Source organism: Caballeronia sp. S22, from assembly GCF_964261745.1.
In the GTDB taxonomy this organism is placed as follows: Bacteria; Pseudomonadota; Gammaproteobacteria; order Burkholderiales; family Burkholderiaceae; genus Caballeronia; species Caballeronia jiangsuensis.
In genome coordinates this window covers 2,177,805-2,202,127 of the sequence record NZ_OZ180035.1, presented here as the reverse complement: position 1 = coordinate 2,202,127, position 24,323 = coordinate 2,177,805, and the positions used below count along the sequence as shown (strand labels likewise).

Below are 24,323 nucleotides of genomic sequence, written 5' to 3'. Positions count from 1 at the left end.
GCTCAGCGTCCCTCACTGGCCGGCGCCGGGGGCGTGCCTCGATGAAAACGCGCGCGCAGCTTGCGGGCGAGCGAATCGAAGCCGAGATAGATCACCGGCGTCGTGAAGAGCGTGAGCAATTGCGACACGATCAGACCGCCGACGATCGCAATGCCGAGCGGATGCCGCAGCTCCGAGCCCGCGCCCCAGCCGAGCATCAGCGGCAGTGCGCCGAGCAGCGCGGCCATCGTCGTCATGAGAATCGGGCGGAAGCGCAACAGCGACGCCTGGAAGATCGCCTCGCGCGGCGACTTGCCCTGGTCGCGTTCGGCTTCGAGCGCGAAGTCGATCATCATGATCGCGTTCTTCTTCACGATGCCGATCAGAAGCACGATGCCGATGATCCCGATGATGTCGAGATCGTGCCCGGTGATCATCAGCGAGAGCAGCGCGCCGACGCCCGCGGACGGCAGCGTCGAGAGAATGGTGATCGGATGGATGAAGCTCTCGTACAGCACGCCGAGCACGATGTACATCGTCACGATGGCCGCGAGAATCAGGAACAGTTCGTTCGACAGCGACGCCTGGAACGCGAGCGCCGCGCCCTGGAAGCGGATCTGGAACGACGCGGGCAGGCCGATGTCCTCTTTCGCCTGCTCGATCGCCTTCACCGCTTCGCCGAGCGACGCGCCCTTGGCGAGATTGAAGGAAACGGTCGTCGCCGGGAACTGGCCGAGGTGCGTGACGAGCAGCGGCGCTGCGCGCTCATGGAACTTCGCGATGGCCGAGAGCGGCACCTGACCGTTGCTCGCGGTGGAAGAGGGCAGGTAGATGCCGTTGAGCGTGTCGCTGTAATGCGCGTCGGAAGGTTCCGCTTCGAGAATCACGCGGTACTGGTTCGACTGCGTGAAGATGGTCGAGATGATCCGCTGGCCGAATGCGTCGTAGAGCGCGTTGTCGACGGTCGCGGGCGTGATGCCGAAGCGCGCGGCGGTCGCGCGGTCGATCTCGATAAACACCGACTGGCCGTTTTGCTGCAGGTCGGTGGCGACATCGGTGAGAACCGACGTGTGTTGCAGGCGCTCGACGAGCTTCGGCACCCATTCGGCGAATTCGGACGGATTCGGGTCCGTCAGCATGAACTGGTATTGCGTCGGGCTGACGGTCGAATCGATCGTCAGATCCTGCACCGGCTGCATGTAGAGCTTGATGCCGGGAATGTCCGCGACTTCGCCCTGAATGTTGCGGATGATGTCGCTCGACGTGTTGCTGCGGTCGTCGCGCGGCTTCAGGTTGATGAGCATGCGGCCGCTATTGAGTGTGATGTTCGTGCCATCGACACCGACGAACGAGGTCAGGCTTTCCACATCCGGGTTCTGCAGGATTTTCTGCGCGAGCGCCTGCTGCTGCTCCGCAACGGCCTGATACGACGCCGCCTGCGGCGCCTGCGTGATCGCCTGAATCACGCCCGTGTCCTGCGTCGGAAAGAAGCCCTTCGGAATGTAGACGTACAGCACGGCGGTGAAAACGAGCGTGAGCACGAACACGAACAGGGTCGCGCGCTGACGCTCCAGCACCCAGGTCAGCGCGACCGCATAACGCCCGATCACGTAATCGATGAACTGGTGCGCGCGCGCCTCGAAGCGCTTGCTTTCCTTCGGCGGCGTGTGGCGCAGAAGCTTGGCGCACATCATCGGCACGAGCGTGAGCGAGACGACCGCCGAAATGACGATGGTCACCGCGAGCGTGATCGCGAATTCGTGGAACAGGCGGCCGACCACGTCGCCCATGAAGAGCAGCGGAATCAGCACGGCGATGAGCGAAACCGTCAGCGAGATGATGGTGAAGCCGATCTGCTTCGATCCCTTCAACGCGGCTTCGAGCGGCGGTTCGCCTTCCTCGACGTAGCGCGCGATGTTCTCGATCATCACGATGGCGTCGTCGACGACGAAGCCTGTCGCGATGGTCAGCGCCATCAGCGAGAGATTGTCGAGCGAGAAGCCGCACAGATACATGATCGCGAGCGTGCCGACGAGCGAGAGCGGCACCGACAAGCTGGGGATGATGGTCGCGTAGACGTTCGCGAGGAAGAGATAGATCACCAGCACGACCAGCACGACGGAGAGCGCGAGCTCGAACTGCACGTCGCGCACCGATGCGCGAATGGTTGTGGTGCGGTCCGTCACGACGCGCACGTCGAGCGCCGCCGGCAGCGCCTGCTGCAACTGGGGCAGGATTTTCTTGATGCCGTCGACGACCGCGATCACGTTCGCGCCCGGCTGGCGCTGCACGTTCAGGATGATCGCGGGTGTCGCATCGACCCACGCGCCGAGCTTCGTGTTTTCCGGACCCTGCACGATGGTCGCGACGTCCGTCAGCATGACCGGGCGGCCGTTGCGATAGGCGACCACCGCGCTCTTGTAGGCGTCGGCGTCGGTGAGCTGGTCGTTCGCGTTGATCGTGTAGGCGCGCGTCGGGCCGTCGAAGTTGCCCTTCGGCGTGTTGACGTTGAGGTTCGAAATCGTCGTGCGCAGGTCGTCGATGTTGAGGCCGTACGATGCGAGCGCGCGCGTGTTCGCCCGGATGCGCACGGCGGGACGATTGCCGCCGCTCACCGATACGAGACCCACGCCCGCGACCTGCGAAATTTTCTGCGCGAGGCGCGTGTCGGCGAGATCCTGGACCTGCGTGAGCGGCAGTGTTTTCGAGCTCACCGCGAGCGTCATGATCGGCGCGTCGGCCGGGTTCACCTTCGCGTAGATCGGCGGCGCGGGAAGATCGGACGGCAGCAGGTTGCCCGCTGCGTTGATCGCCGCCTGCACTTCCTGCTCGGCGATATCGAGCGGCAAGTCGAGGCTGAACTGCAGCGTGATTACCGATGCGCCCGCCGAGCTTTGCGACGACATCTGGTTCAGGCTCGCCATCTGCCCGAACTGCTTTTCGAGCGGCGCGGTGACGCTCGATGTCATCACGTCCGGCGACGCGCCCGGATAGAACGTCTGGACCTGGATCGTCGGATAGTCGACGGCGGGCAGCGCCGAGAGCGGCAAAAAGCGCAACGCGACGAGGCCGACCAGCATGATCGCCGCCATCAGGAGCGCCGTGCCGACCGGACGCAGAATAAAAATGCGAGATGGGTTCATGCCGGATTCATTACGTGATGCCTGCGGTTACTGCTGCTGCGACTGCTGACGTCGATGCCCGCCATGCCGTGCGCCCGATGCCGCCGAAGCCGGCGCGGCCGCCGATGCGCCGGAAGCACCGGAAGCACCGGAAGCAGCCGACGCCGCCTTCGCCTTCTCGGCCGGGATCGTGATCTTCGCGCCTTCCTTCAGGCGGTCGGAGCCGTCGATCACCACGCGCTCGCCCGTTTCCAGCCCGGATTTGATACTCGTGCGCTCGCCGTCGACCGGACCGGTCTTCACGTTGCGCACCGTGACGGTGTTGTCCGGCTTCACGACATAGACGAACGCACCGGACGAGCCGTTCAGCACCGCGGAGGTGGGCACGATGGTCGCGTTTTTGATCACGTCGACGAGCAGCTTCGTGTTCACGAACTGATTCGGGAAGAGCATGCTTTCCTTGTTGTCGAAGGTGGCGCGCAGCTTCACGGTACCGGTGGTCGTGTCGATCTGGTTATCGACGGTTTCGAGGAAGCCCGCTTCGAGCGGCGTCGTGTTCGCGCGGTCGTACGCGGTCACCGACATCTTCGTGCCCGCGTGCAGCGGCTTGAGAATGGCGGCGAGGTTGTCCTCGGAGGTCGTGAAGATCACGCTGATCGGCTGCAACTGCGTGATGACGACGACGCCGTTGGTGTCGCCCGTCGTCACGTAGTTGCCCGGATCGACCTGCCGCAAACCCACGCGCCCCGACACCGGCGCGGTGATGCGCGCATAGGTCAGATCGAGCTTGTAGGTATCCACATTCGCCTGATCGGACTTCACCGCGCCTTCGTATTGCTTCACGAGCGACGCCTGCGTGTCGACCTGCTGCTTCGCGATGGAGTCCTGCGAAAGCAGCGTCTGATAGCGCTGCAAGTCGAGGCGCGCGGTCTGCAGCAACGCCTGGTCTTTCGCGAGCGCGCCTTCCGCGTTGCGCAGCGAGATTTCATACGGACGCGGATCGATCTGCGCGAGCACGTCGCCCTTCTTGACCATCTGGCCTTCCCTGAAGGCGACATCGACGAGCGTGCCGTTCAGCTGCGTCTTGACCGTGACGTTCGCGAGCGGCGTGACGGTGCCGAGCGAATTGATGACGACGGGCATTTCGCCTTGCGTCATGGTCGCCACATGCACCGGTTGCGGCTGGTTCGCCGCTTGCGCGCCGCGCCGTCCGCCCTGACGCGCGTCCTGCGGTGCGTTCGTGCCGCCGGTGCTGCCGCGATTCCACGGATGCCACCATGCGATCGCGCCCGCGACGATCAGCATCGCGACGATGAGCGGAACGATCCGGCGCCGCCGCTGCGCGGGTTCGTAGGCGGCGGGCGTTGGAGGCGTCGGGCGCGGTTGCGCGGAAGGATTCTTTTGGTCGTCCATCGGTTCGGTGGCTGGGTCTTTCAAATCTGTACGGAGCGCGGACGGGCGGCGGTCGCGGTTCGGACGCGCAAGGCGATGCGCCGCGCGCATGAACCGTGACCGAAGCGGAGGCCGTGAGAATGCGGGGGCCGTCGAAAGCGGCTGGAAAGCCTGCCTGTCGATCAGGCCAGGAATCCGGCGCAGCCCCGGTGCGCGCGAAGCATGATGCTACGTCCCGCACCCGAGGCCGTCTACCGGCCATTCTTTCTGTTGATTACGACTGTTACACGCGCGCCGACGCGAGCTTTCGATGGGCTTCGATCGCGCACCGTGCAGCCGCGTAGTCTAACCGGCGGCGCGTATCGCGTTCGTCGCGCGCGAGCCGCCGATCTCGCGGGTGATCTGCTCGATGCAATCGAGCAGGGCTGGCGCGACTTCGCCGGTGAGTATGTCTTGCGGGCACTGATGCGCGGCGCCGCCGCAATTGACCGAATACCGTTCCTCGGACGGCCCGACGAAGCCCGCCGCGACCGCGTTCAGCCCATGGTGCCATTCGCCGACGGAGGTCGCGAAGCCAAGGCGCAGGGCATCGTCGAGGCCGCGTTGCAAGCCGCCCGCGATGGCCGGCCAGTCGTCGCCCGATGCGGTCTGCAGACTGCCGATGAGCGCGCGCCGATCCGGCTCCGAGAGCACCGCGAGATACGCGCGGCCGACCGCCGTGCGGCACAGGTCCATCCTTCCGCCGACCTCGAGCCGCGAAACCAGCACGGCCGAGCGTGGCCGAATGGCATCGATTACAACCATCTCAAGACGATCGCGCACGGCGAGGTGGACGGACAGCCCGGTACGTTCCGCGAGCCGGATGAGGAACGGGCGCGCCCGAGCACGAATATCGAAGTTGCGTAAAAATCCGTTGCTCAACTCCAGAACCGATGCGGTCAGCACGAACCGCTCGCTGTCGGGCAGTCGCAGCAGCAGGCCGGCACCGACGAGCGTCGCGGTGATGCGCGAGATCGTCGGCTTGGGGATGCCGGTCCAGTCCGTCAGTTCGCGATTGCTCACGGGCGCATCGGCGGCGGCAATCCGGCGCAACACATCGAGCCCGCGGGCGAGAGCCGTGACTTCTTCGCCGTCTTTTTCCCGGGCGCGTTCCCGGCCTGGCGACCGTTCATTTTGCATAGGCATTCGTTTTGTGAAACATTGTTTTATTTGATGATAGGTCGCGATTCTACAGGGCGACACCGCGAAACTTGCAAACGATGCAAGCCTTCACGATAAGCTGCATACACGATGAAACTTTTCCCGCAACGGTCGCACCTTGAACGAAGTTTGGGCAGTTGCCCGGACCGTGAAGTTTTGCTTGACTTAGGCAGCGATCCCGGAAAAAATGGAACCGAATTTCGAAACCGGGGTGATGTGCGCATCGGCGCTTTCCGCTCAGGGCTCGAAATACAGGCTCTCAGGTTCTAGCACGGCCCTCGGAATGGCTAGAACTTTTAAGGCGCTACGGCAACGTAGCGCCTTTTTTTTCGTGCTCGCTGAGTCGAAGCGCGTTGGCGAATATACCTGAACGGGCACGAGCCGCCTGGATGCCGCGTGCGGTCGCTGGAGCGGGATGCCGGAGGGAAAGGTGATGCGAGGCGGGAAATCGGCGGCAAAGACTTTCACCGCGCGATGGCAAAACGCGGTGCACCGGGCGCCGCGTCGTGGAAATCAGTACATGTTGTTGAACACGCGAGGCTGCTTGAGCAGGCGCTTGCCGCGCGCAATCCAGTAGACGCTCGCGCATACCAGCAGCAGCGCGACGGCCAGCACCAGCAGCGGGGAAATGCGTTCCGGCGCGGGCGGGCTCGTCGCGATGAACAACGCCGTCAGGAATGCCACGCCCGCCTGGTAGAACGAGCGGCTGGCGAGATTGCGGCGCATGCGGGGCGTGGTGAAGCGGGAGACGGGGGCGCGGGTAAACGGCTCGAACAGGATCAACCCTGCGACCAGGGCGACAGCGAAATTCATGAGAAGCATGGAGCGAGACTGTGTGGGGGGGCGGGACGCCGGCGAATATATGTCAGCCCGGTACGCTCCAAAACCAGAAGTCTCTTAAATGTAGAGGGAAAATTCTATTTGCCGCTTTTCACGGGCGGCGCTTCCGTTGGCAGGTATTCGTAAGGACTGGCGCGGCCTTCGCGCCAGTCAGGTTCCCCTGCGATGCAAGGTTTCAGAGTTCGATTCGCGTGCCGAGCAGCGTAAGAAACTGCCTGATCCACGCCGGATGCGCGGGCCACGCGGGCGCGGTGACGAAATTCGCATCGGTCACGGCGTCGTCCACGGCGATATCGGCGAAAGTCGCGCCGGCGAGCCGCACTTCCGGCGCGCATGCCGGATAGGCGGAAATGCGCCGTCCCTCGATCACGCCCGCCGCCGCGAGCACCTGAGCGCCGTGGCAGACAGCAGCGATCGGCTTGTTCGACTGCGCGAAATGGCGCACCAGTTCCAGTACGCGATCGTCGAGCCGCAGATATTCCGGCGCGCGGCCGCCCGCGATCGCGAGGGCGTCATAACGGGCGGGATCGACATCATCGAAGCTCGCGTTGAGCGTGAAGCGATGCCCGGGCTTCTCCGTGTAGGTCTGGTCGCCCTCGAAATCGTGGATCGCCGTCTTCACGTAGTCGCCGCGCCGCTTGCCGGGGCAGACTGCATCGACCGTGTGGCCGACGGCCTGCAGCGCCTGAAACGGGACCATCGTTTCATAGTCCTCGGCAAAATCGCCGGTGAGGAAAAGAATCTTCTTCGCAGCCATCGCTAGACCTCGTCAGGGAATGGGTTGTCGGATGCACCGTGCTGCGCGCAAGGCGCGCAACGCGGACCAGTCTACTATTCATGTCACGCTTCGCATGTGACACGCCGGAACTGCATTCCGGAGCGGTATAGCAGCGGCAGCGTATGATGTGCGCGACTTTTGAGATCACGAATCGGGCAGAAGGTAACACCATGCAAATGAATCCCATGAGCCGCATCGCCGTGGCGCTCGCCGCGCTCGGCGTGCTGGCCGCGTGCGAGAAGCACGACGCAACCGCGGGACAGGCCGCGGGCGCATTCAACAACCTCGCGAGCCAGACGAGCCAGAAGTTCGATCAGGCCGCGAGCTATGTCGGCGCGAAGGTCGATGCGGCGAAGCAGTCGGCGCAACAGAATGTAGATAACGCCGGTTCGATGCCCGACGTGTCGGCGAGCAGCGTCGCCGCATCGGCGCGATCGAATTTCGACAGCGCCGCGAGCGCGACGAACGCTGCGATCAACAATGCCGCGAGCGCAACCGGCGCCGGCCTGCAATCGGCGGGACGCAAGCTGCAGGAATGGTCCGCGACGAGCGGCGGCGCGTCGAATCCGCAGGCGAGTGCGCAGGGTTCGGTCGCGAGCCCGGCAGCCGACGGCAGCAGCGGCACCCGCACGGAAATGGACAAATAGCGTTCATTCGTCTGAGAAAACAGGGCGAATCCGCTTAACATTCGGTTACGTCCCGGTTGGGCGGCGTTCCGGTCCCAGCCGCTAAACTGGCGGTCTTTCAGAAATCGAGACCGTTATGAAGTTACGCAAGCTCGCGCCCCTGCGCGCGGCGGCGTCTGTCGCGATGTCCTGGATGGCGGCGTTCGCGCTTTCTTGCGCCGCGCTCGTGCGCCACGCGTCGCGCGGTTTTTCGCTTGTCATGTCGTCGGTGCTTGCCGTGCTCGTCGCGTCGATCGCGCTCGCGACGCCTGCCGCCCACGCCGCTTCCGCGCTCACGCTGCCCACCTTCCAGGAACTGATCACGCCGGCCGCGCCCGCGTCCGCGCCAGATGCCGCGTCCGCGCCCGCCATGTCCGATGCCGACATGGTGCGCTCGCTCGACAACATCATCGCAACGCTCGACAGCGACAAGCAACGCGCCGCGCTCGTTTCGCAACTGAAGCATCTGCGCGATGCGAAACGCGCGGCCGACTCCACCGTTCCCGCCTCCGGCGCAGCGGCGGCTTCTGCGACGACGGACGTAACCGCGAGCGGCACGGCCGCGGCAGGCGCGACGCCGACGTCCGGCTCGACGGCATCGTCGGTGGTGGCGACCATCGCGCAGAACGCGGGGCTGCTCGGCGCGATCGCGTCGGCGCTCACCAACATCGAAGCGGACGTGAAGCGCGGCAAGACGCCGATCGCCTATTGGATCGGACGTTTCAACGCGGCCGGCAACGAGCTTTTCACGATCGTCACGAGCCAGAGCCGCGAGACGTTCGGCCGCACGCTCTTCAACTTCTTTGCGATGCTCGCTGGCTGGGCCGCGTGCGCGCTGACGCTCGTTTATCTGCAGCGGCGCGTGCAGGCGCGTTACGGCATCGACACCGGCCTGCACTCGAATCCGACGACGCGCGAGCTGCTGCTCTTCACGCTGCGCCGCGTGGCGCCGTACCTGTTCGCGTTTCTCGCGGCGCTGACCTTCACGCATTACATGCCGCTGTCGCTCGGCCGCACGCTCGCGATGGTCACCGCGTACGCAATCGTCGCGGGCGCGGTGTTCTCGGCGATCTGTCTCATCATGTTCTCGCTGTTCGGCTCGGCGCACCGCCGCGTCGCGGTGAACCTGCTGATCATCCGCGCGCGGCGGCTCCTGTTCCTGATCGGCACGCTCGGCGCGCTCGGCGACGCCGCCGCCAATTACGACGTCGCGCAGCAACTGGGCACCAATCTCGCCGGCCTCATTTCGACCTGCGCGAACATGGGCGCGGCGGGCCTCACCGCGTATTTCGCGCTCGCGTTCCAGCGGCCCGTCGCGCATCTGATCCGAAGCCGGAGCTACGAGCAGCGCAACACGCGCAAGGCCGCGACCGAAACCTTCGAAGTGGTCGCGTCGCTGTGGCAACTGCCGCTCTTGCTGCTCGCGTCGGCGTCGGTGGTGGCGACGCTGATGGGCATCGGCACCTCGGAGAACGTGTTGCAGATGGCGATCGCGACGGCGGGCCTGCTCGTCATCGCGTTCTTCCTTTCCGCGATCATCGTGCGCATCACGCGGCCCAAGTCGCGCAAACCGCGCCGGCAATCGGCGTATGTGCGCAGACTCGTCAAGTTCGTCGGCACGATGATCGTGGTCGGCGTGTGGCTCGTGTTCCTCGAACTGTCGTCGCGTTTCTGGGGCTTTTCGCTCGCCCACATGGCCGAGGAGAGCGTCGCCGCGCGCGGCATCACGCACGCCGTCGCGATGATCGTGCTGACGTTCTTCGTCGTGTGGCTGATCTGGATTCTCATCGACACGGGCATTCAGGAAGCGCTCAGGCCGGACGCGGCGCGGCGCGGCGGGCGCGGCCCGAGCATGCGCGCCCGCACGATGCTGCCGCTCGTGCGCAACGTCGTGTTCGTGTTCCTGCTGACGGTCGCGGCGATCGTGACCGCCGCGAATCTCGGCCTCAACGTGACGCCGCTGCTCGCGGGCGCGGGCGTGATCGGCCTTGCGGTCGGCTTCGGCGCGCAGTCGCTCGTCGCGGATCTGATCACGGGGCTCTTCATCATCATCGAGGACACGATCTCGGTCGGCGATTCGATCGAGGTCGAGGGCGGTCACGCGGGCATCGTCGAAAGCCTGACGATTCGCACCGTGCGCCTGCGCGACGGTCAGGGCGCGATCCACGCCATTCCGTTCTCGCAGATCAAGACGGTCAAGAACCTGTCGCGCGATTTCGCCTATGCGGTGTTCGAGGTGCGCGTGCCGTTTTCGGCCGACGTCGATGAAGTCACGCAGATGATCCGCGAAGTCGGCGCCGAGCTGATGGACGATTTCCGCTATCGGCTGGAGATGCTGGGGCCGGTCGAAGTGTGGGGGCTGGATCGTTTCGATCCGAACTGGATGGTCGTGAAAGGGCAGATCAAGACGCGGCCGCTGCAGCAATGGAGCGTCGCGCGGGCGTTCAATCTGCGCATCAAGCGCAAGATGGACGAAGCCGGCATGGAGATTCCGGTGCCGCAGATGCACGTGCAGATGACGCGCGACGCGATGCTCGGCGCCGACGCCGCCGAAGGGCGCGAGCGCGCGCGGCGCATCTGGACGGGCGGGGCGCCGCCTGCGGTGGAAGAAGAGGCGACAGCCGCGGCGCGCGACGTGTCGCACGAGCCGCAGCCCGCGCCCCCGCCGACCGATCAGTCCGTGCCGATTCCGCCGCAGATTCCGACGGCGTCCGAGCCCGGAAAAGGCTGAGCCTGCTTCAGGCTGCGAGCAGATCGTTGACGTGCGTCGCGATCTGCTCGCCCGCGACGCCGTAGACGTGCAGCGACACGGCGCGCGCGGCGGCATCGGCGCAAAGGCCGAGCTGATGAATCGCGCCGCGTCCCGCGCCCACATACGACACCGCGCCCGGCGGGCGTGGATGACGCCGCGTTTCGATCGCGCGATGCTCCGCCGCGTCCCAGCGATACAGCGTTTCCTCGAGCGTGCCTTCGATCACCGCATAGCCGCACCACGTCCGATGACCATGCACCGGGCTCGCCTGCCCCGGCGCCCAGACGAGCGCGGCGATTGCATAGCGGTTGAGCGGATCGGCGGCGAGCAGATGGCGGCAATAGGTCTGCGGATTGCCCACGCGCTGATCGGGGCGCAGCACGGCCGGATCGGCGATCGCCCGTTGCAGCGCGAGTCGCACGCGCTGCCCGAACGCAGCCTGCGGACCCGTTTCGGCGGCCGCGAAAGCCGCATCCAGCTCGCGGCACAGTTGTTCGAGCGCCGGGCTTTTGCAGGCAGCGGATTCGGACGCCGGCGAAGCCGGGGGGAAGGGCCGCGCCAGGCGGCTGACATGTTCGAGTTGCATAGTGGATGAGCCGTCTTTTCGTTGTGACCTGATCCACTCATTTATACCGGCTTGCCTCCAGAATTAGTTTCCATATAATTTCGCTCGACCATCGAGAAATAGAATAATTTCCTATAAGGGGTGCAGCATGGGAATGGACCTCATCGACCGCAAACTGCTCGAATTGCTGCAGAACGACGTGACGATGCCCATCGCGGAACTCGCGCAACGAGTGAATCTGTCGCAGACGCCTTGCTGGAAGCGCGTGCAGCGTCTGAAAGAGACGGGCGTGATCCGCGCGCAGGTGGCGCTATGCGATCCGAAGAAACTGGGCGTCGGCACGACGGTATTCGTCGCGGTGCGCACGAATCAGCACACGCAGACGTGGGCTGAGGATTTCACGCGCGCGGTCCGCGATATTCCGGAAGTCGTCGAGGTGTATCGGATGAGCGGCGAAACCGACTATCTGCTGCGGGTCGTGGTGTCGGATATCGACGACTACGACCGCGTGTACAAGCAGCTCATTCGCGCGGTGCCTTTGTACGACGTGAGTTCCAGTTTCGCGATGGAGCAGATCAAGTATTCGACGGCGCTGCCGGTGCGGCCGACGCTTGCGCCTTGAGCGTCCGCGAGTGCATTAACTTAGGATGATGAAACAAAAAAGGCCGCCCGGGCGGGCGGCTCAACACGTCCGGTCACAGATCATCCCGGCACCTGCACCTGCCACCCGCGCCGGGATCGGACGCGCATGGAATCGCATTCAGTATCGTCGTCCGGGCGGGCTTTCTTCAAGCGGCGCGGTGCAGTAGAGAATTTCGCGACCGGCGCGCGCGTATCGAAACGACATGAGTGCAAGTGCCTTGGATCGACTTGCCCCGCAATCCAACTGAAACCCGATACGGGTACCATGTCGGGTCATTCCCGAAACGTCGCCACGAACCTTTTCATGAACCACGACCCCCGCGATTCTCGCCGCCCGGACGGTAAGCCGAAGAACCCGACCCGCGCCGTCAGCGTGTTCATCGTTGTCGTGGTGCTGCTCGTGATCGGCACGATCCTCTTCAACGCGATTCGCGAAAAGCGCGAGTTCGATCAGCAAAACGCGCAACCGTCCGCCGCGAGCGACGTGCGTCCCGCGGTCCCTGCGATCGGCGCATCGCAGTAGCGCCCAAGCGGCGTTCACACTGGCAGGCGAATCTGCGCGGCGTCCTTGCCGATGAGCGACGACGCCGTCAGCATCTGCTTGCATTGATGCGCGAGCAGCTTGAGGTCGTGAAGCGCATCGGCGGACAGCGATTGCGCGCGCTCGGCATCGACGACCATCTTGTCCAGATCGCGCCGCAGCTCCTTGAGCGCGTCCGCTTGTGCGGGCGGCGCATCGGGTTTCGGTGCGGCAGGCAGTTCGCCCACGGCGTCGGCGAGGTTGTCGCGCACGATGCCGAAGGTGCGCTGCACCGGTTCGAACGGCTGGCCGCCCGCTTCGTTGAGCGACTGCAAAAGCGGCGCGGCAGCCGTGATCTGCGAGGCGAGCACATGGCTTTGCACGAGCAGATCGTTCAATTCAGCGACGTACCTTTGCTGCGCCTTCGGCTCGAGCATCATGCGCTGGAACGCCTGCGCGAGATTGGCGAAAGCGATATGCACGTTCTTGCGTGCGAGCCGGTAACGGAAATCGCGGTCGAGTGCGGTGGCGGCGACCGTCGCCGCAGCGGACGCGCCCTTGCTCGCCGTCGCCGCCGTGCTTTCCCCGATACTCACCGACGACAATCGCTGCGCCGTCGCGCTCGCGGCTTTCATCGCCGAATCGGCGACCACCGCCGGATCGAGCGGCGGCGTGGCGGCGTTCGGCTCGTTGGCCGCGACGGTTGTGATGGCCACCGTTTGCACGGGCGCCTCGACAACCGATGACGACGCCACCGCGCCCGCGTTGGCATCGGCGAACACCGCGCGCTCGACGGGCGTTTCCATCGCCGATGAAGAAGCCGCGCGCGCCTTTTCCGCCGGCGTGGCTGGCTTCGCACGCCACCACCAGCTTGCTTCCAGATAATTGCGTGTCGCGGCGAGCAGATCCTTCACGAGCTTGCCCATCAACCGGTATTCCCAATAGGGGAAAAGATGGCTCGCCGCGATGGCGATCGCGCAGCCGACGACGGTATCGATCGCGCGCTCGCCGATGAGCCGCAAGCTGCCGGGCGCGAGCAGGTGGAACATCAGCAGCACATACGACGACGTGAACACGACGCTCGCCGCGTAGTTGAAGAGCAGGAGGCTATAGCTCATGACCATCGACGCGAACATCACGACGAGCAGGATATGCGGCTCCTTCACGAAGAGAATCAGCGCGATGGTCACCGCGCAGCCGATCGCCGTGCCGATGATCCGCTGCGTGTTGCGCTGCTTCGTGAGCGAATAGCCGGGCTTCAGGATGATGACGGTCGTCATCACGATCCAGTACGCGTTCGTGAGCGGCAGCAGACGTCCGAGCCAGAAGCCGATGCCCACAGCGATCGTCACGCGCAGCGCGTGACGGAAGCTCGGCGAGGACATCGTGAGATTCGAAAAAATCTGCATGAACGGCACGCGCCGGCTCGATATGAAGCGCGAGAGCGCGTGATCGATCTGCACTTCGGTTTCGATCGCGCTTGCGCCGTCGCGCGTGCGGCGGCGCATCTTGTCGATGAGGCGCGTCGCGCTCCAGAGCCGCCTGAACACCGCCGCCGCCGCTGTATACGCTTCCGGATTCTTCTCCGGCAGACCGTGCTTGCGCATCAGTTCGAGTTCGTATTCGATCGCGCGCAATTCGGCCTTCATGCTGATCTGCCGTCCGGCCGGATTGTTCTGCAGCACCGCGAGGCCGATTTCTTCGAGATCCGCGCTCGCCTTGCGCATCAGGTCGCGATAGAAGATGAGCACGTCCGAACCCGCGAACGTCTTTCTGACGAGCGGATAATCCGTATGCGCGCCGACGAAGAACTCGTGCAGATCCACCACGTTGATGAACAGATTGAAGAGCCGTGCGCGCCGCGCGTCGAGCTTGCCGCTCTTCACTTTCGGCAGGTTGCGCAGCACGATGTCGCGCGCCGCTTCCTGCCGCTCGACGGCCGCAATCTGCTTCTCGATGAGAATGCGGTAGCACTCGTCGAGATCGGCGTCGCCGTCATAAAACTCGGCGCGCGCGAGCAGATACTCCGCGCAACTGAAAATGCTTTCGGCGAGCGCCTGCTGCTCGATGCGATACACGAGCAGGCGGGAGACGAGCGTCGCCCAGTAGGTGTACCAGAGGCCGCCCAGCAGAATCCACGAAGCGTTGATGAGCGCCTGCATCGGCGTGAAATGCTCTTCGAGCGTGACGACCATCATGAAGAGCGTGGCGAAGCTGATCTGCGGCCAGCGATTGCCATACACGACGATCAGCGACAGCACGAAAGTCAGCGGCACGATGGTCAGCCAGAGCGCGATCGGATGCGCGGTCGCGATACCCGTTGCGAGCGCCGCGAGGAAGCCGATCGACGTGCAGGCGAGCATCTCGTTGTGCTTGTGCCTGAGCGGGCCGGGCATGTCGACGACGCACGCGCCGAGCGCGCCGGTCGCGATCGTGAAACCGAGCTCGCGATTATGAAAGACGATGAGCATCAGGACGGCGGGCAGCGACACGCCCAAAGCGATGCGCAAGCCGCCGAAGAAATACTGGCTGTAAATAAACTTCCTGATTTCGAACGAATAGCGCATCGACTTCCTGTTTTGACGCTCGTTGATGTTCTGGGGACGAGGCGAGAAACGAGTCTAACCCAACTCTACCGGGCTTCTGACCTCGGCCATTCGGCCAGGTTCTCGTCACCGCGCCCGCTTTGCTATGCTGGCGCCTGGACTTACAAAGCTTTTCGAATCCCGCCATTTCAGGCCGCATAGCAACGGCGCTTCCATGCTCGAACTCTTTTATTCGAATCGTCACGAGACGCTCGCCGCTGCGCTTTTCGAGGACCTCGACGCGTTCGCGATGCGCGAGAGCGATCCCTTCGCGCGCGAAGCCGTCATCGTGCCGAGCGCGGCCGTGCGGCGGCGGCTCGAACTCGACATGGCCGAGCGCTTTGGCATCTGCGCGAACGTCGATTTTTGCTATCTCGCGCAGTGGCTCTGGGCGCAGATCGGGCGCGTGCTGCCCGTGGCCGTGCATTCGCCGTTCGCGCCGGACCGGCTTGCGTGGCGCTGCTACCGGCTGTTCGAAGATCCGTCGATCGGCGATTCGGCGCGGCTATCGACATATCTCGACGCCGCCGACGATTCGATGCGCTACGAGCTCGCGCGCCGCATCGCGACGGTCTTCGATCACTATCTGACATATCGGCCCGAGTGGCTCACGCACTGGCAGGCGGGCGGCTCGATTCTCGCGGGCAGCGGTGTCGAGACCGATGCGCGCGGCCCGCGTCTCGCGGGCGCGAACGATATCCAGCGCGAGGACGAGCGCTGGCAGGCGGCGCTCTGGCGCGCGCTGCTCGCGGATCTCGCACACGATGCGAACGGCGCCGAAAAAGATCCGACGCCGCCCGCGTACCGCTTTCTCGCCGATGCGCCCCGCCTCGATCTCGACGCCGTGATGCATGCGCAATGGCCGCGCCGCATCAGCGTGTTCGCCTTGCCGACGATGCCGCCGCTGCATATCGCGTTGTTGCGCGAGCTGTCGCGCTGGATCGACGTGCGCGTCTATGCGCAGAATCCTTGCCGCGAGTTCTGGTACGACATCGTGAGCGAGGCGCGCGTCGAGCAACTCGAACTGAAGGGCGAAGCCGACTATCAGGAAGTCGGCCATCCGCTGCTCGCGGAATGGGGCCGACAGACGCAGGCGCAACTGCATATGCTGCACGAGCTGACCGAAAGCGCGGCGTCGAGCGAGCGGCAACTCTTCGAGGACAATCCCGCGCCGACGTGGCTCGCGCGCGTGCAGAACGGCATCCTCGCGCTCGATGAAGAAAGCATCGAGCCGCAGCCCGAAACGATCGTCGGGAACGGCATCGAAGTGCATGTCTGTCATAGCCTGTCGCGCCAGCTCGAAGTGCTGCACGACCGTCTGCTCGACTGGTTCGACGAGATCGAAGGCCTGGAGCCGTCGGATGTGCTCGTCGCGTTTCCGGATCTCGCGGTGGCGGGGCCGCTCATCGACGGTATCTTCGGCACCGCGCCCGCGGGCGCGAGCAACGAGCGGCGGCGCATTCCGTATCGCATCACGGGCCTGCCGCCGTCGCAGGCGAATCCGGTCGCGCGCGCGCTCATCGACTGGCTCGCGCTCACCGAGCGCAGCGTCGGCGCGCCCGAACTCGTCGAATGGCTGCGCGTGGATGCGATCGCGGCGCGCTACGGCATCGACGCCATCGCGCTCGAAACCGCGCAGGCGTGGCTCGCGGCGGCAGGCGCGCGTCGCGGATTGCGGCCCGACGAAGTCACCGCCGCCGACGTGCCCGCCGCGCGCCACACGTTCGCCGACGCCCTCACGCGCCTCTATCTCGGTTATGCGCTGCCGGGCGGCGGCGCGCCTGTCGACGAATGGCTGCCGATCGAAGGCGCGAACGGCTCCGATGCCGAGTTGCTCGGCCGTCTGACGCGCTTCGTCGACGATATCGACGCGTTCGCCGAACGCATCGCCACGTCGCGCACCGCGCGCGCCTGGGGCGATCTGCTGCTCGATGCGCTCGAACGTTTCTTCGATGCGGGCGTCGCGTTCACCGACGCCATCGGCGACGTGCGCCGCGCGATCGATTCGCTCGTCGTCGCGATGGACGAAGGCGCGGGCGAGACCGACGTATCGGCCGCCGTGATCCGCACCGCGCTCACCGATACGCTCGACGATCCCGCGCGCGGCGGCGTGCCGTGGGGCGGCGTCACGTTCTCGTCGCTGACGAGCCTGCGCGGCCTGCCGTATCGCGTGGTGTGCCTGCTCGGCATGGACGACGGCATGCTGCCGAGCCTCACGCGCGCCGACGAGTTCGATCTGATGGCGCGTTTCGGCAAGCTCGGCGACCGTCAGCGCCGCGACGACGAGCGCAACCTGTTCCTCGATCTCATGCTCGCCGCGCGCGACCGGTTCATGATCGCCTACACGGGGCGCAGTATCCGCGACAACGCGGTGCTGCCGCCCGCCGCGCTCATCGACGAACTGCTCGACTATCTCGCGCAGTCCGTCGCGGGCAAACATGCCGCGCCCGACGAGCTCGAAGCGGCGCGCGCGCGTTTCGTGTTCGAGCATCCGTTGCAGCCGTATGCGCCGGAATATTTTCACGCAGACGGCCGACTCTTCACCTACGAGCCCGAGCGCGCCGAACTCGCTCGCGCGCTGGAATCGGGCAAGTCGCAGTCCGTCGCGCGGTTCTTCTCCGCGCCCTTGCCGCCGGAGGAGGACGTCCAGACTATCGCGTTCGACGACTTCGTGCGCTTCTGGCGCCATCCCGCGCGCGCGCTGTTGCGTGACCGCCTTGGCATCGCGCTCGTCGATGCCGAAGCCGAACTCGACGAAACCGAGCCGTTCGAACTGGGCTTCGCGGGCCGCGACGCGCTCGCCGCGCGCGTGCTGCCCGCGCTGCTCGAAGCCGCCGACGACGGCGAGCGCGCCGCACGCGAACGCGCGGGACGCGTCGCGCGCGCGAGTCCGGAAATGCCCGGCGGCGCAACGGGCGGCGTGTGGCAGGCGCGCGAGCTTCACGCGCTCGGGCAACTGGCCGAACGCGTGCGCGCTTCGACATCGGCGGGTGTCGAGCGCCTGCCGTTCTCGCTCGATCTCAAGCCGCGCTGGCCCGACACCGCGGGCATCGCGCTCTTCGGCGCTTATGACGACGCGCTCATCGACGTTCGTCCGATGACGCTCGTCGGCACGCTCAACGCGCTGACGCCGCAAGGTCAGGTGATCTATCGCTACGATGCGCCGCGCGCGCGAGACTATCTGTCCGCATGGCTCGCGCATCTCGCGTATTGCGCGGCGCTGCCCGATGGTCCGCGCCGCACGATCTGGCACGGGCGCGGCTCGCAATCGGCGGATTTCGAGCTGATGCCCGTCGCCGATCCGCTCGCGCATCTCGCCGCGCTGGCGTCGCTCTATCGCGCAGGACGGCGCATGCCGCTCAGGTTCTTTCCGAAGAGCGCATGGCTCAAGGTGAAAGAGGGCGACTCGAAAGCACAGGCCGCGTGGGAATCCGAACGCACGCGCGCCGAATCCGACGATCCGGTGTTTCGCATCGCGTTTCGCGGCGCGGACCTCGCGCTCGACGATGCCTTCGCCGCGCTCGCGCGCATCGTGTTCGAGCCGCTCGTACAGCATCTGCGGAGCGGCGCATGACCAACCTCACGACATTCATGGATGACACCGGCGTGCAGGAACTCGACGTCTTCTCCTGCGCGCTCGATGGCGTGAACCAGATCGAGGCTTCCGCCGGCACGGGCAAGACCTGGAACATCTGCGCGCTGTATGTGCGCCTGCTGCTCGAAAAGCGTCTGTCCGTCGAGCAGATTCTCGTCGTGACCTTCACGAAGGCGGCGACCGCCGAGTTGCACGAGCGCATCCGCTCGCGGCTCGCGGGCGTCGCGCATGCGATCGAAAACGGCGATGCGGCCGGCGATCCGTTCATCGAGCAACTCTTCGAAACGACGCTCGCAGACATTGACGCGGACGAGGCCGCGAAGCGCTTGCGCATCGCCGTGTCCACCTTCGATCAGGCCGCGATCCACACGATTCATGCGTTCTGCCAGCGCGCGCTGCAAGAGGCGCCGTTCGCCGCCGCGATGCCGTTCGCGTTCGAGATGGAAGCCGACGACAGCGCGCTGCGTTTCGAGCTCGCGGCGGATTTCTGGCGCGAGCGCGTGGAGCCGGTCGCGGCGCGCACGCCGTCGTTCGCGTCGTGGCTCGTCGCGAAGGGCGCGGGGCCGGCATCGCTCGATGCGCAGCTCGCCCGGCGTCTGAAAAAGCCGCTCGCGGCGCTGCGCTTCGGCGATACGAATGCCGCCGAAGCGGCCGACATGCAGGCGCTGTTCGACCAGGCCTGCGCGTTGTGGAACGCCGAACGCGACGGCATCGCGAAGCTGCTCTTCGACGCCGAAGCCATCCTCAACAAGACGACGCACAAGCGCACGATTCTCGACGCGGCCATCGACGCGTGGGCCGACTACTTCGCCAATGCCGACTGTCATGCGCCGCCGCCGAAGGAAGCGCTCAAGCTCACCGCGACCGCGCTCGCGAAGGGCACCAAGGGCAAAAACATGCCGCCCGCGCACGCGTTTTTCGATCAGGCCGATGCGCTCGCCGCATCCGCCGCCGCAGCCGAGGCGTCGCAGCGCGCGATGTGGCTCGACATCGTGCGCGAGTGGCTCGATCACGCGCCCGCGGAACTCGCCGCGAGAAAGCGCGCGCGCCGCGTCGTATCGTTCGACGATCTGCTGTCGAACCTGCATCACGCGCTCGTCAGGCACGCGTGGCTCGCCGAGGCATTGCGCGCGCGCTATCCGGCGGCGCTCATCGACGAATTCCAGGACACCGATCCGCTGCAATACGCGATCTTCAACCGCGTGTTCGCGCCGCACGGGCCGCTCTTTCTCGTCGGCGATCCGAAGCAGGCGATCTACAGCTTTCGCGCCGCCGACCTGCACACGTATCTCGCGGCGCGCGACGGCGCGAGCGCGCGCTATACGCTCGCGGTCAATCAGCGCTCGACGCCGCAGATCATCGAGGCGTGCAATCGCGTGTTCGAAGCGAATCCGGCGGCGTTCATTCTCGATGGTCTCGACTATCAGCCGGTGCGCGCCGGTACTCGCAAACGCGGGCCGTTCGTCGACGGCACGCCAGCCGCGGCCTATGCCGAAATCGCCGATTTCTGCGTGTGGATGCTGCCGCACGGCGAATCGGCGCTCCTGAAAACCACCGCGCATCGCGATGCCGCCGAAGCCTGCGCCGCCGAGATCGCGCGGCTCTTGCGCGGTGCGCAGCGCGGCGAGGTGACCATCGGCCGCGCGCCGCTTTCGGCGGGCGATATCGCCGTGCTCGTGCAGACGCACCGGCAGGGCAGTCTCGTGAAGCGCGTGCTCGCGGCGTGGGGCATCGGCAGCGTCGAGCTCGCGCAGGCGTCGGTGTTCGGCTCGCCCGACGCCGAGCAGATCGAGCGCGTGCTCGCCGCCATCGACACGCCGGGCGATTTGCGCCGTTTGCGCGCGGCGCTCGCGACCGACTGGTTCGGCCTCGACGCCGCCGCGCTCTGGCGGCTGGAGCACGCGGACGCGGCCGATCCGCACGGCGAGCCGATCGATTCGACGAGCTGGGTCGAGCGCTTCTCGCGTTATCGCACGATCTGGCATGAGCGCGGCTTCGCGGTGATGTGGCGCACGCTCGCGCGTGAATTGTCGATCGCGACGCGTCTCGTCGCGCGGCCCGACGGCGAGCGCAGGCTCACGAACGTGAATCATCTGGCGGAGTTGCTGCAGGCGCGTTCGGCCGAACAGCCCGGCATCGCGCCGACGCTGCGCTGGCTCGCAGCGCAACGCGAGCAGCAGGGTGGCGGCGAGGAAGCGCAATTGCGCCTCGAATCCGACCGCAATCTCGTGCAGATCGTGACCGTTCACAAGTCGAAGGGACTGGAATATGCGGTGGTGTTCTGTCCGTTCCTGAACGACGGCGCGTCGCGCGAGCGGTCGAAATCGGGCCTGCCCGATGCACGCGAGTATCACGACGACGCGGGCGAAGCTGTGCTTCACTACGGCATCGAAGGCGATGAAGACGATCACGTGAGCGCGGCGATCGCGCGTGAGCAGGCGGCCGAGCGCGCGCGACTCGTCTACGTCGCGTTGACGCGTGCGGTGTTCCGCTGCTATGTCGTGGCGGGTTTCTATGTGTCGAACCGATCGACGAAGGAATCGCGTCGCAGCGTGCTCAACTGGCTCGTCGCGGGCAGCGGGAAAGATTTCGATGCGTTCTGCGACGAGCCGCCCGAGGAAGCGGATGTCGTCGCGGCGTGGAATGCGGTCGCGGCGCGCTCGGACGGCGCGATCGGCGTTGCGCCGCTGCCGGTGATCGATATGCGCGAACCGCTCGTCGCGGATGCGGCGAATCAGCACGAGATCGCGGCGCGCGTGAATCAGCGCATCCTGCGCGATCGCTGGCGCATGGCGAGTTTCAGCTCGCTGATCGCGGCTGGTGCGCGCGACGAGGCGAACCAGGCGCAGCCAGCCGAAGCGCGTCCCGATCACGACGAACTCGCCGCGCTCGATGACGCCGCACGAATAGCGCCATCCGCGCGCGACGAATCGCAACTCGCGCCCGACGACATACTCGCGTTCCCGCGCGGCGCGGCGGCGGGCGAGTGCCTGCATCGCATGTTCGAGCTCGCGGATTTCACCGAGCCGTCGGGCTGGCCCGCGGCCGTCGAACGCGCGCTGCACGAGCATCCGACGCCCGCGCCGGACGCGCTCGCCCCGCGCCTGCGGCCGATGATGCTGCGTCTGCTCGCCGATACGGTCGCCGCCGAGATCGCGCCCGCCATGCGGCTTCAGACTATCGCGATGACGCGTCGCATGAACGAGCTGGAGTTTCTGTTTCCGGCGCAAACGCTCGATTTCACCGCGATGCGGCGTTTGCTCGCCGCGCACGGCTTTCCCGACGTCGCCCTCGAAAACGGCGCGTTGCGCGGGTTCATCAAGGGATTCATCGACATGATCGTCGAGCATGAAGGCCGCTACTGGATCATCGACTGGAAGTCGAATCATCTTGGCGATGCCGCTTCCGACTACGCCGCCGCGCCGCTCGCCGTGGCGATGGCGGAACATGCCTATCACCTTCAGGCGCTCATCTATGTGGTGGCGCTGCATCGTTACCTGCGCGCGCGTCTGTCGGACTATGCGTACGACAAGCATATCGGCGGGTATTTGTACCTCTTCGTGCGCGGCGTTCGTCCCGACTGGCGAGATGGCGAATCCGCAAGCGGTGTGCATCGCGGACGGCCGTCGCTGGAACTGGTCGAGGCGCTCGATCGATTGATGTCGGGAGGCGTCGCATGAGCACGCTCGATTTGATGGAAGCGGCGCGCCCCGTGCCCGCGCCCGCGGACGAAAGCGCGGCGCTCGCCGAAGGCTTCGCGCGGCGCCTGAGCGCGCTCGCGGCGCGGCTGGGCGCAGACGAGCGAAGCGTGCTGTGGGCCGAACGCGCCGCGCTCGCGATGAGCCGCGCGACCGCGCAAGGCCACGTGTGCCTACCGCTCGGCGCGCTCGCCCGGCGTCACGATGCGCACTTCAACGAAGCGCGCGACGCGCTGCTCGCGAGCGGCGTCGCGTGCCTTGCGCGCAGTAACGCTCGCGGCAACGCCGCTGATCTTTTGCCGCTCGTCATCGACGAGGATGGGCGGCTTTATCTCGCGCGTTACTTCGACTACGAGCGGCGGCTCGCGGAGGCGCTCGTCGAACGCTCGCGCGATGCGCGCGTGCCGGTCTCGCGGGAGGACATCGCGCAGCAGGCCGGACGCATCGCGCGTTATTTCGGTCCGCGCGAGGGCGACGACATCGACTGGCAGCGCGTCGCCGCACTGGTCGCGCTGGCGGGGCGGCTCACGATCGTGAGCGGCGGGCCGGGCACCGGCAAGACGACGACGGTGGTCGGCGTGCTCGCGTGCCTGCTCGATACCGATCCCGATGTGCGCATCGCGCTTGCCGCGCCGACCGGCAAGGCCGCGCAACGCATGCAGGAGGCGCTCATCGAGCGCGCGGACAAGCTGCCGCCGGAACTCGCGGAGCGCCTGCCGCGCACGTCGTTCACTTTGCAGCGGCTGCTCGGCGTGCAGTCGGACGGGCGCTTCCGGCATCATCGCGACAATCCCTTGCCGTATGACGTGATCGTCGTCGATGAAGCTTCGATGATCGACGTCGCGCTCGCGGCGCATCTGCTCGAAGCGGTCGCGCCGGCGAGCCGTCTCGTGATGCTCGGCGACAAGGATCAGTTGTCGGCCGTGGAAGCCGGCGCGGTGTTCGCGGAACTGAGCGCGCAGCCGTCGTTCAGCGCATCGGGCAAGGCGCGCATCGCGGCGGCGCTATCGATCGATGCGAAGCGGCTCGAAGCCGCGTTGCCGCACGCCCGGACGCCAAAGAGCGAGCCGCAACTCGGACTATTCGACATCGCGCCCGCCGACGATTCCGAAGGCTACGGCGCGCTCTTCGATACGCTGCCCGATGACTGGAGCGGGCGAAGCAAGGAAGGCGAAGGCGCGCTGACCGATTGCGTCGTGTGGCTGCAGAAGAATTATCGGTTCGGGCTCGATTCGGACATCGGCCGTCTGTCGATCGCGATTCGCAACGGCGACGAACAGGCCGCGCTCGATGCGCTCGATCCATCCGGCGCGCGCGCGGCCGTGCTCTTCGACGACGGCGACGCGGCGCTGTCCGAACGCACGCTCGCGCGCCTCGCCAAAGGCTTCGCGCCGTATGCCGAAGCGCTGTCCGCCGCGCTCGATGGCGCAGAGGCCGATCACGCCCGGCTCTTCGACGCGCTCAATTGCTTCCGTGTGCTGTGCGCGACCCGCAAAGGACCACGCGGCGTCGATGAAGTGAACGCGCGCATCGCCGCGAAAGTGCGCGAGCAGGCGGGCATCGCGCTTGCGCTCGGCGCACAGTGGTTTGCGGGACGGCCGGTGATCGTCACGCGCAACGATTACGCGCTCGGGCTGTTCAACGGCGATATCGGGATTGCGCTGCCGGGCGCGGACGGATCGCTGCGCGTCGCATTCCGCATGGCCGATGGCGCGCTGCGCTATGTGTCGCCCGCCGCACTGCCGCCGCACGACACCGCGTTCGCGCTGACGGTGCACAAGTCGCAGGGATCGGAATTCGAGCACGCGGCGCTTGTGTTGCCCGGCGCGTTCGTGCGCGTGCTGTCGCGCGAACTGGTGTACACGGCGATCACGCGGGCGAAGCGCAGGGTGGAGGTCATCGGCTCGGCGGCGATTTTCGCGCAGGCCGTGAGGGAACCGACGCGGCGAGATTCCGGACTTGCGGCGAGAATACGGCGTCTCACATGAGT

The 24,323-nt window shown here is 66.0% G+C and carries 14 protein-coding genes; 7 read left to right on the top strand and 7 right to left on the bottom strand.

All coding sequences use genetic code 11. The features are described from left to right. Nucleotides 1–2: 2 nt before the first annotated feature. From ACEN42_RS10340 to ACEN42_RS10320, 5 genes are all read right to left on the bottom strand, one after another. A complete protein-coding gene (locus ACEN42_RS10340) occupies nucleotides 3–3,122 on the bottom strand; it encodes an MdtB/MuxB family multidrug efflux RND transporter permease subunit (RefSeq protein WP_371879870.1) in 3,120 nt (1,039 codons plus the stop codon). Between the two features lie 27 nt (nucleotides 3,123–3,149). Then, nucleotides 3,150–4,514 carry an MdtA/MuxA family multidrug efflux RND transporter periplasmic adaptor subunit gene (locus ACEN42_RS10335; protein ID WP_371879869.1) on the bottom strand — a complete coding sequence of 455 codons (1,365 nt, stop codon included), beginning with the start codon at nucleotides 4,512–4,514 and terminating at the stop codon, nucleotides 3,150–3,152. Nucleotides 4,515–4,838: 324 nt separating this feature from the next. Next, nucleotides 4,839–5,672, bottom strand: a complete 834-nt coding sequence (locus ACEN42_RS10330) for an IclR family transcriptional regulator (protein WP_187608959.1) — start codon at nucleotides 5,670–5,672, stop codon at nucleotides 4,839–4,841. A gap of 534 nt (nucleotides 5,673–6,206) precedes the next feature. After that, on the bottom strand, nucleotides 6,207–6,506 hold the full coding sequence (locus ACEN42_RS10325) for a hypothetical protein (protein ID WP_238210244.1): 300 nt from the start codon (nucleotides 6,504–6,506) through the stop codon (nucleotides 6,207–6,209). Nucleotides 6,507–6,708: 202 nt separating this feature from the next. Next, nucleotides 6,709–7,290: a DJ-1/PfpI family protein gene (locus tag ACEN42_RS10320; RefSeq protein WP_250483367.1), complete on the bottom strand. Its 582-nt coding sequence runs from the start codon at nucleotides 7,288–7,290 to the stop codon at nucleotides 6,709–6,711. Between the two features lie 191 nt (nucleotides 7,291–7,481). On the opposite strand from ACEN42_RS10320, the gene ACEN42_RS10315 reads away from it, so the two are divergent. Together ACEN42_RS10315 and ACEN42_RS10310 are read left to right on the top strand one after the other, a co-directional pair. Next, nucleotides 7,482–7,958, top strand: coding sequence for a hypothetical protein (locus ACEN42_RS10315; RefSeq protein ID WP_187608962.1), 477 nt, complete (start codon nucleotides 7,482–7,484; stop codon nucleotides 7,956–7,958). A 115-nt stretch (nucleotides 7,959–8,073) separates the two neighbouring features. Next, nucleotides 8,074–10,707, top strand: coding sequence for a mechanosensitive ion channel family protein (locus ACEN42_RS10310; RefSeq protein WP_371879868.1), 2,634 nt, complete (start codon nucleotides 8,074–8,076; stop codon nucleotides 10,705–10,707). A gap of 7 nt (nucleotides 10,708–10,714) precedes the next feature. Here the strand turns inward: ACEN42_RS10310 and ACEN42_RS10305 are convergent, their stop codons facing one another. Further along, nucleotides 10,715–11,314 (bottom strand): cysteine dioxygenase, encoded by a 600-nt coding sequence (locus ACEN42_RS10305; protein WP_371879867.1) that lies wholly within the window; start codon nucleotides 11,312–11,314, stop codon nucleotides 10,715–10,717. Nucleotides 11,315–11,441: 127 nt separating this feature from the next. Between ACEN42_RS10305 and ACEN42_RS10300 the strand changes: the two genes are divergently transcribed. Both ACEN42_RS10300 and ACEN42_RS10295 read left to right on the top strand, forming a co-directional pair. After that, complete coding sequence (locus tag ACEN42_RS10300) at nucleotides 11,442–11,915, top strand: Lrp/AsnC family transcriptional regulator (protein ID WP_014190921.1); 474 nt, start codon at nucleotides 11,442–11,444, stop codon at nucleotides 11,913–11,915. Nucleotides 11,916–12,239: 324 nt separating this feature from the next. Further along, on the top strand, nucleotides 12,240–12,458 hold the full coding sequence (locus ACEN42_RS10295) for a hypothetical protein (RefSeq protein WP_035510494.1): 219 nt from the start codon (nucleotides 12,240–12,242) through the stop codon (nucleotides 12,456–12,458). A 14-nt stretch (nucleotides 12,459–12,472) separates the two neighbouring features. On the opposite strand, the gene ACEN42_RS10290 is transcribed toward ACEN42_RS10295, so the two are convergent. Then, nucleotides 12,473–15,022: an FUSC family membrane protein gene (locus tag ACEN42_RS10290; protein ID WP_371879866.1), complete on the bottom strand. Its 2,550-nt coding sequence runs from the start codon at nucleotides 15,020–15,022 to the stop codon at nucleotides 12,473–12,475. A gap of 193 nt (nucleotides 15,023–15,215) precedes the next feature. Here ACEN42_RS10290 and recC point away from each other — a divergent pair, with 193 nt between their 5' ends. Genes recC through ACEN42_RS10275 form a run of 3 tightly spaced genes read left to right on the top strand, consistent with a single transcriptional unit; the run spans nucleotide 15,216 to nucleotide 24,321 of the window. Further along, the gene (gene recC, locus ACEN42_RS10285; protein WP_371879865.1) at nucleotides 15,216–18,614 is read left to right on the top strand and encodes an exodeoxyribonuclease V subunit gamma; all 3,399 of its coding nucleotides are present in this window, start codon (nucleotides 15,216–15,218) and stop codon (nucleotides 18,612–18,614) included. Next, on the top strand, nucleotides 18,611–22,315 hold the full coding sequence (recB, locus tag ACEN42_RS10280; protein ID WP_371879864.1) for an exodeoxyribonuclease V subunit beta: 3,705 nt from the start codon (nucleotides 18,611–18,613) through the stop codon (nucleotides 22,313–22,315). The genes recC and recB overlap by 4 nt, the downstream gene beginning before the upstream one ends. Further along, complete coding sequence (locus ACEN42_RS10275) at nucleotides 22,312–24,321, top strand: AAA family ATPase (protein WP_371879863.1); 2,010 nt, start codon at nucleotides 22,312–22,314, stop codon at nucleotides 24,319–24,321. The genes recB and ACEN42_RS10275 overlap by 4 nt, the downstream gene beginning before the upstream one ends. Nucleotides 24,322–24,323: the final 2 nt, after the last annotated feature.

Coding starts and splice junctions, on each gene's coding strand:
- ACEN42_RS10305 (WP_371879867.1), bottom strand. CDS start 11,314: ATGCAACTCGAACATGTCAGCCGCCTGGCGCGGCCCTTCCCCCCGGCT.
- ACEN42_RS10310 (WP_371879868.1), top strand. CDS start 8,074: ATGAAGTTACGCAAGCTCGCGCCCCTGCGCGCGGCGGCGTCTGTCGCG.
- ACEN42_RS10335 (WP_371879869.1), bottom strand. CDS start 4,514: ATGGACGACCAAAAGAATCCTTCCGCGCAACCGCGCCCGACGCCTCCA.
- ACEN42_RS10275 (WP_371879863.1), top strand. CDS start 22,312: ATGAGCACGCTCGATTTGATGGAAGCGGCGCGCCCCGTGCCCGCGCCC.
- ACEN42_RS10295 (WP_035510494.1), top strand. CDS start 12,240: ATGAACCACGACCCCCGCGATTCTCGCCGCCCGGACGGTAAGCCGAAG.
- ACEN42_RS10330 (WP_187608959.1), bottom strand. CDS start 5,672: ATGCAAAATGAACGGTCGCCAGGCCGGGAACGCGCCCGGGAAAAAGAC.
- recC (WP_371879865.1), top strand. CDS start 15,216: ATGCTCGAACTCTTTTATTCGAATCGTCACGAGACGCTCGCCGCTGCG.
- ACEN42_RS10325 (WP_238210244.1), bottom strand. CDS start 6,506: ATGAATTTCGCTGTCGCCCTGGTCGCAGGGTTGATCCTGTTCGAGCCG.
- ACEN42_RS10290 (WP_371879866.1), bottom strand. CDS start 15,022: ATGCGCTATTCGTTCGAAATCAGGAAGTTTATTTACAGCCAGTATTTC.
- ACEN42_RS10320 (WP_250483367.1), bottom strand. CDS start 7,290: ATGGCTGCGAAGAAGATTCTTTTCCTCACCGGCGATTTTGCCGAGGAC.
- ACEN42_RS10315 (WP_187608962.1), top strand. CDS start 7,482: ATGCAAATGAATCCCATGAGCCGCATCGCCGTGGCGCTCGCCGCGCTC.
- recB (WP_371879864.1), top strand. CDS start 18,611: ATGACCAACCTCACGACATTCATGGATGACACCGGCGTGCAGGAACTC.
- ACEN42_RS10300 (WP_014190921.1), top strand. CDS start 11,442: ATGGGAATGGACCTCATCGACCGCAAACTGCTCGAATTGCTGCAGAAC.
- ACEN42_RS10340 (WP_371879870.1), bottom strand. CDS start 3,122: ATGAACCCATCTCGCATTTTTATTCTGCGTCCGGTCGGCACGGCGCTC.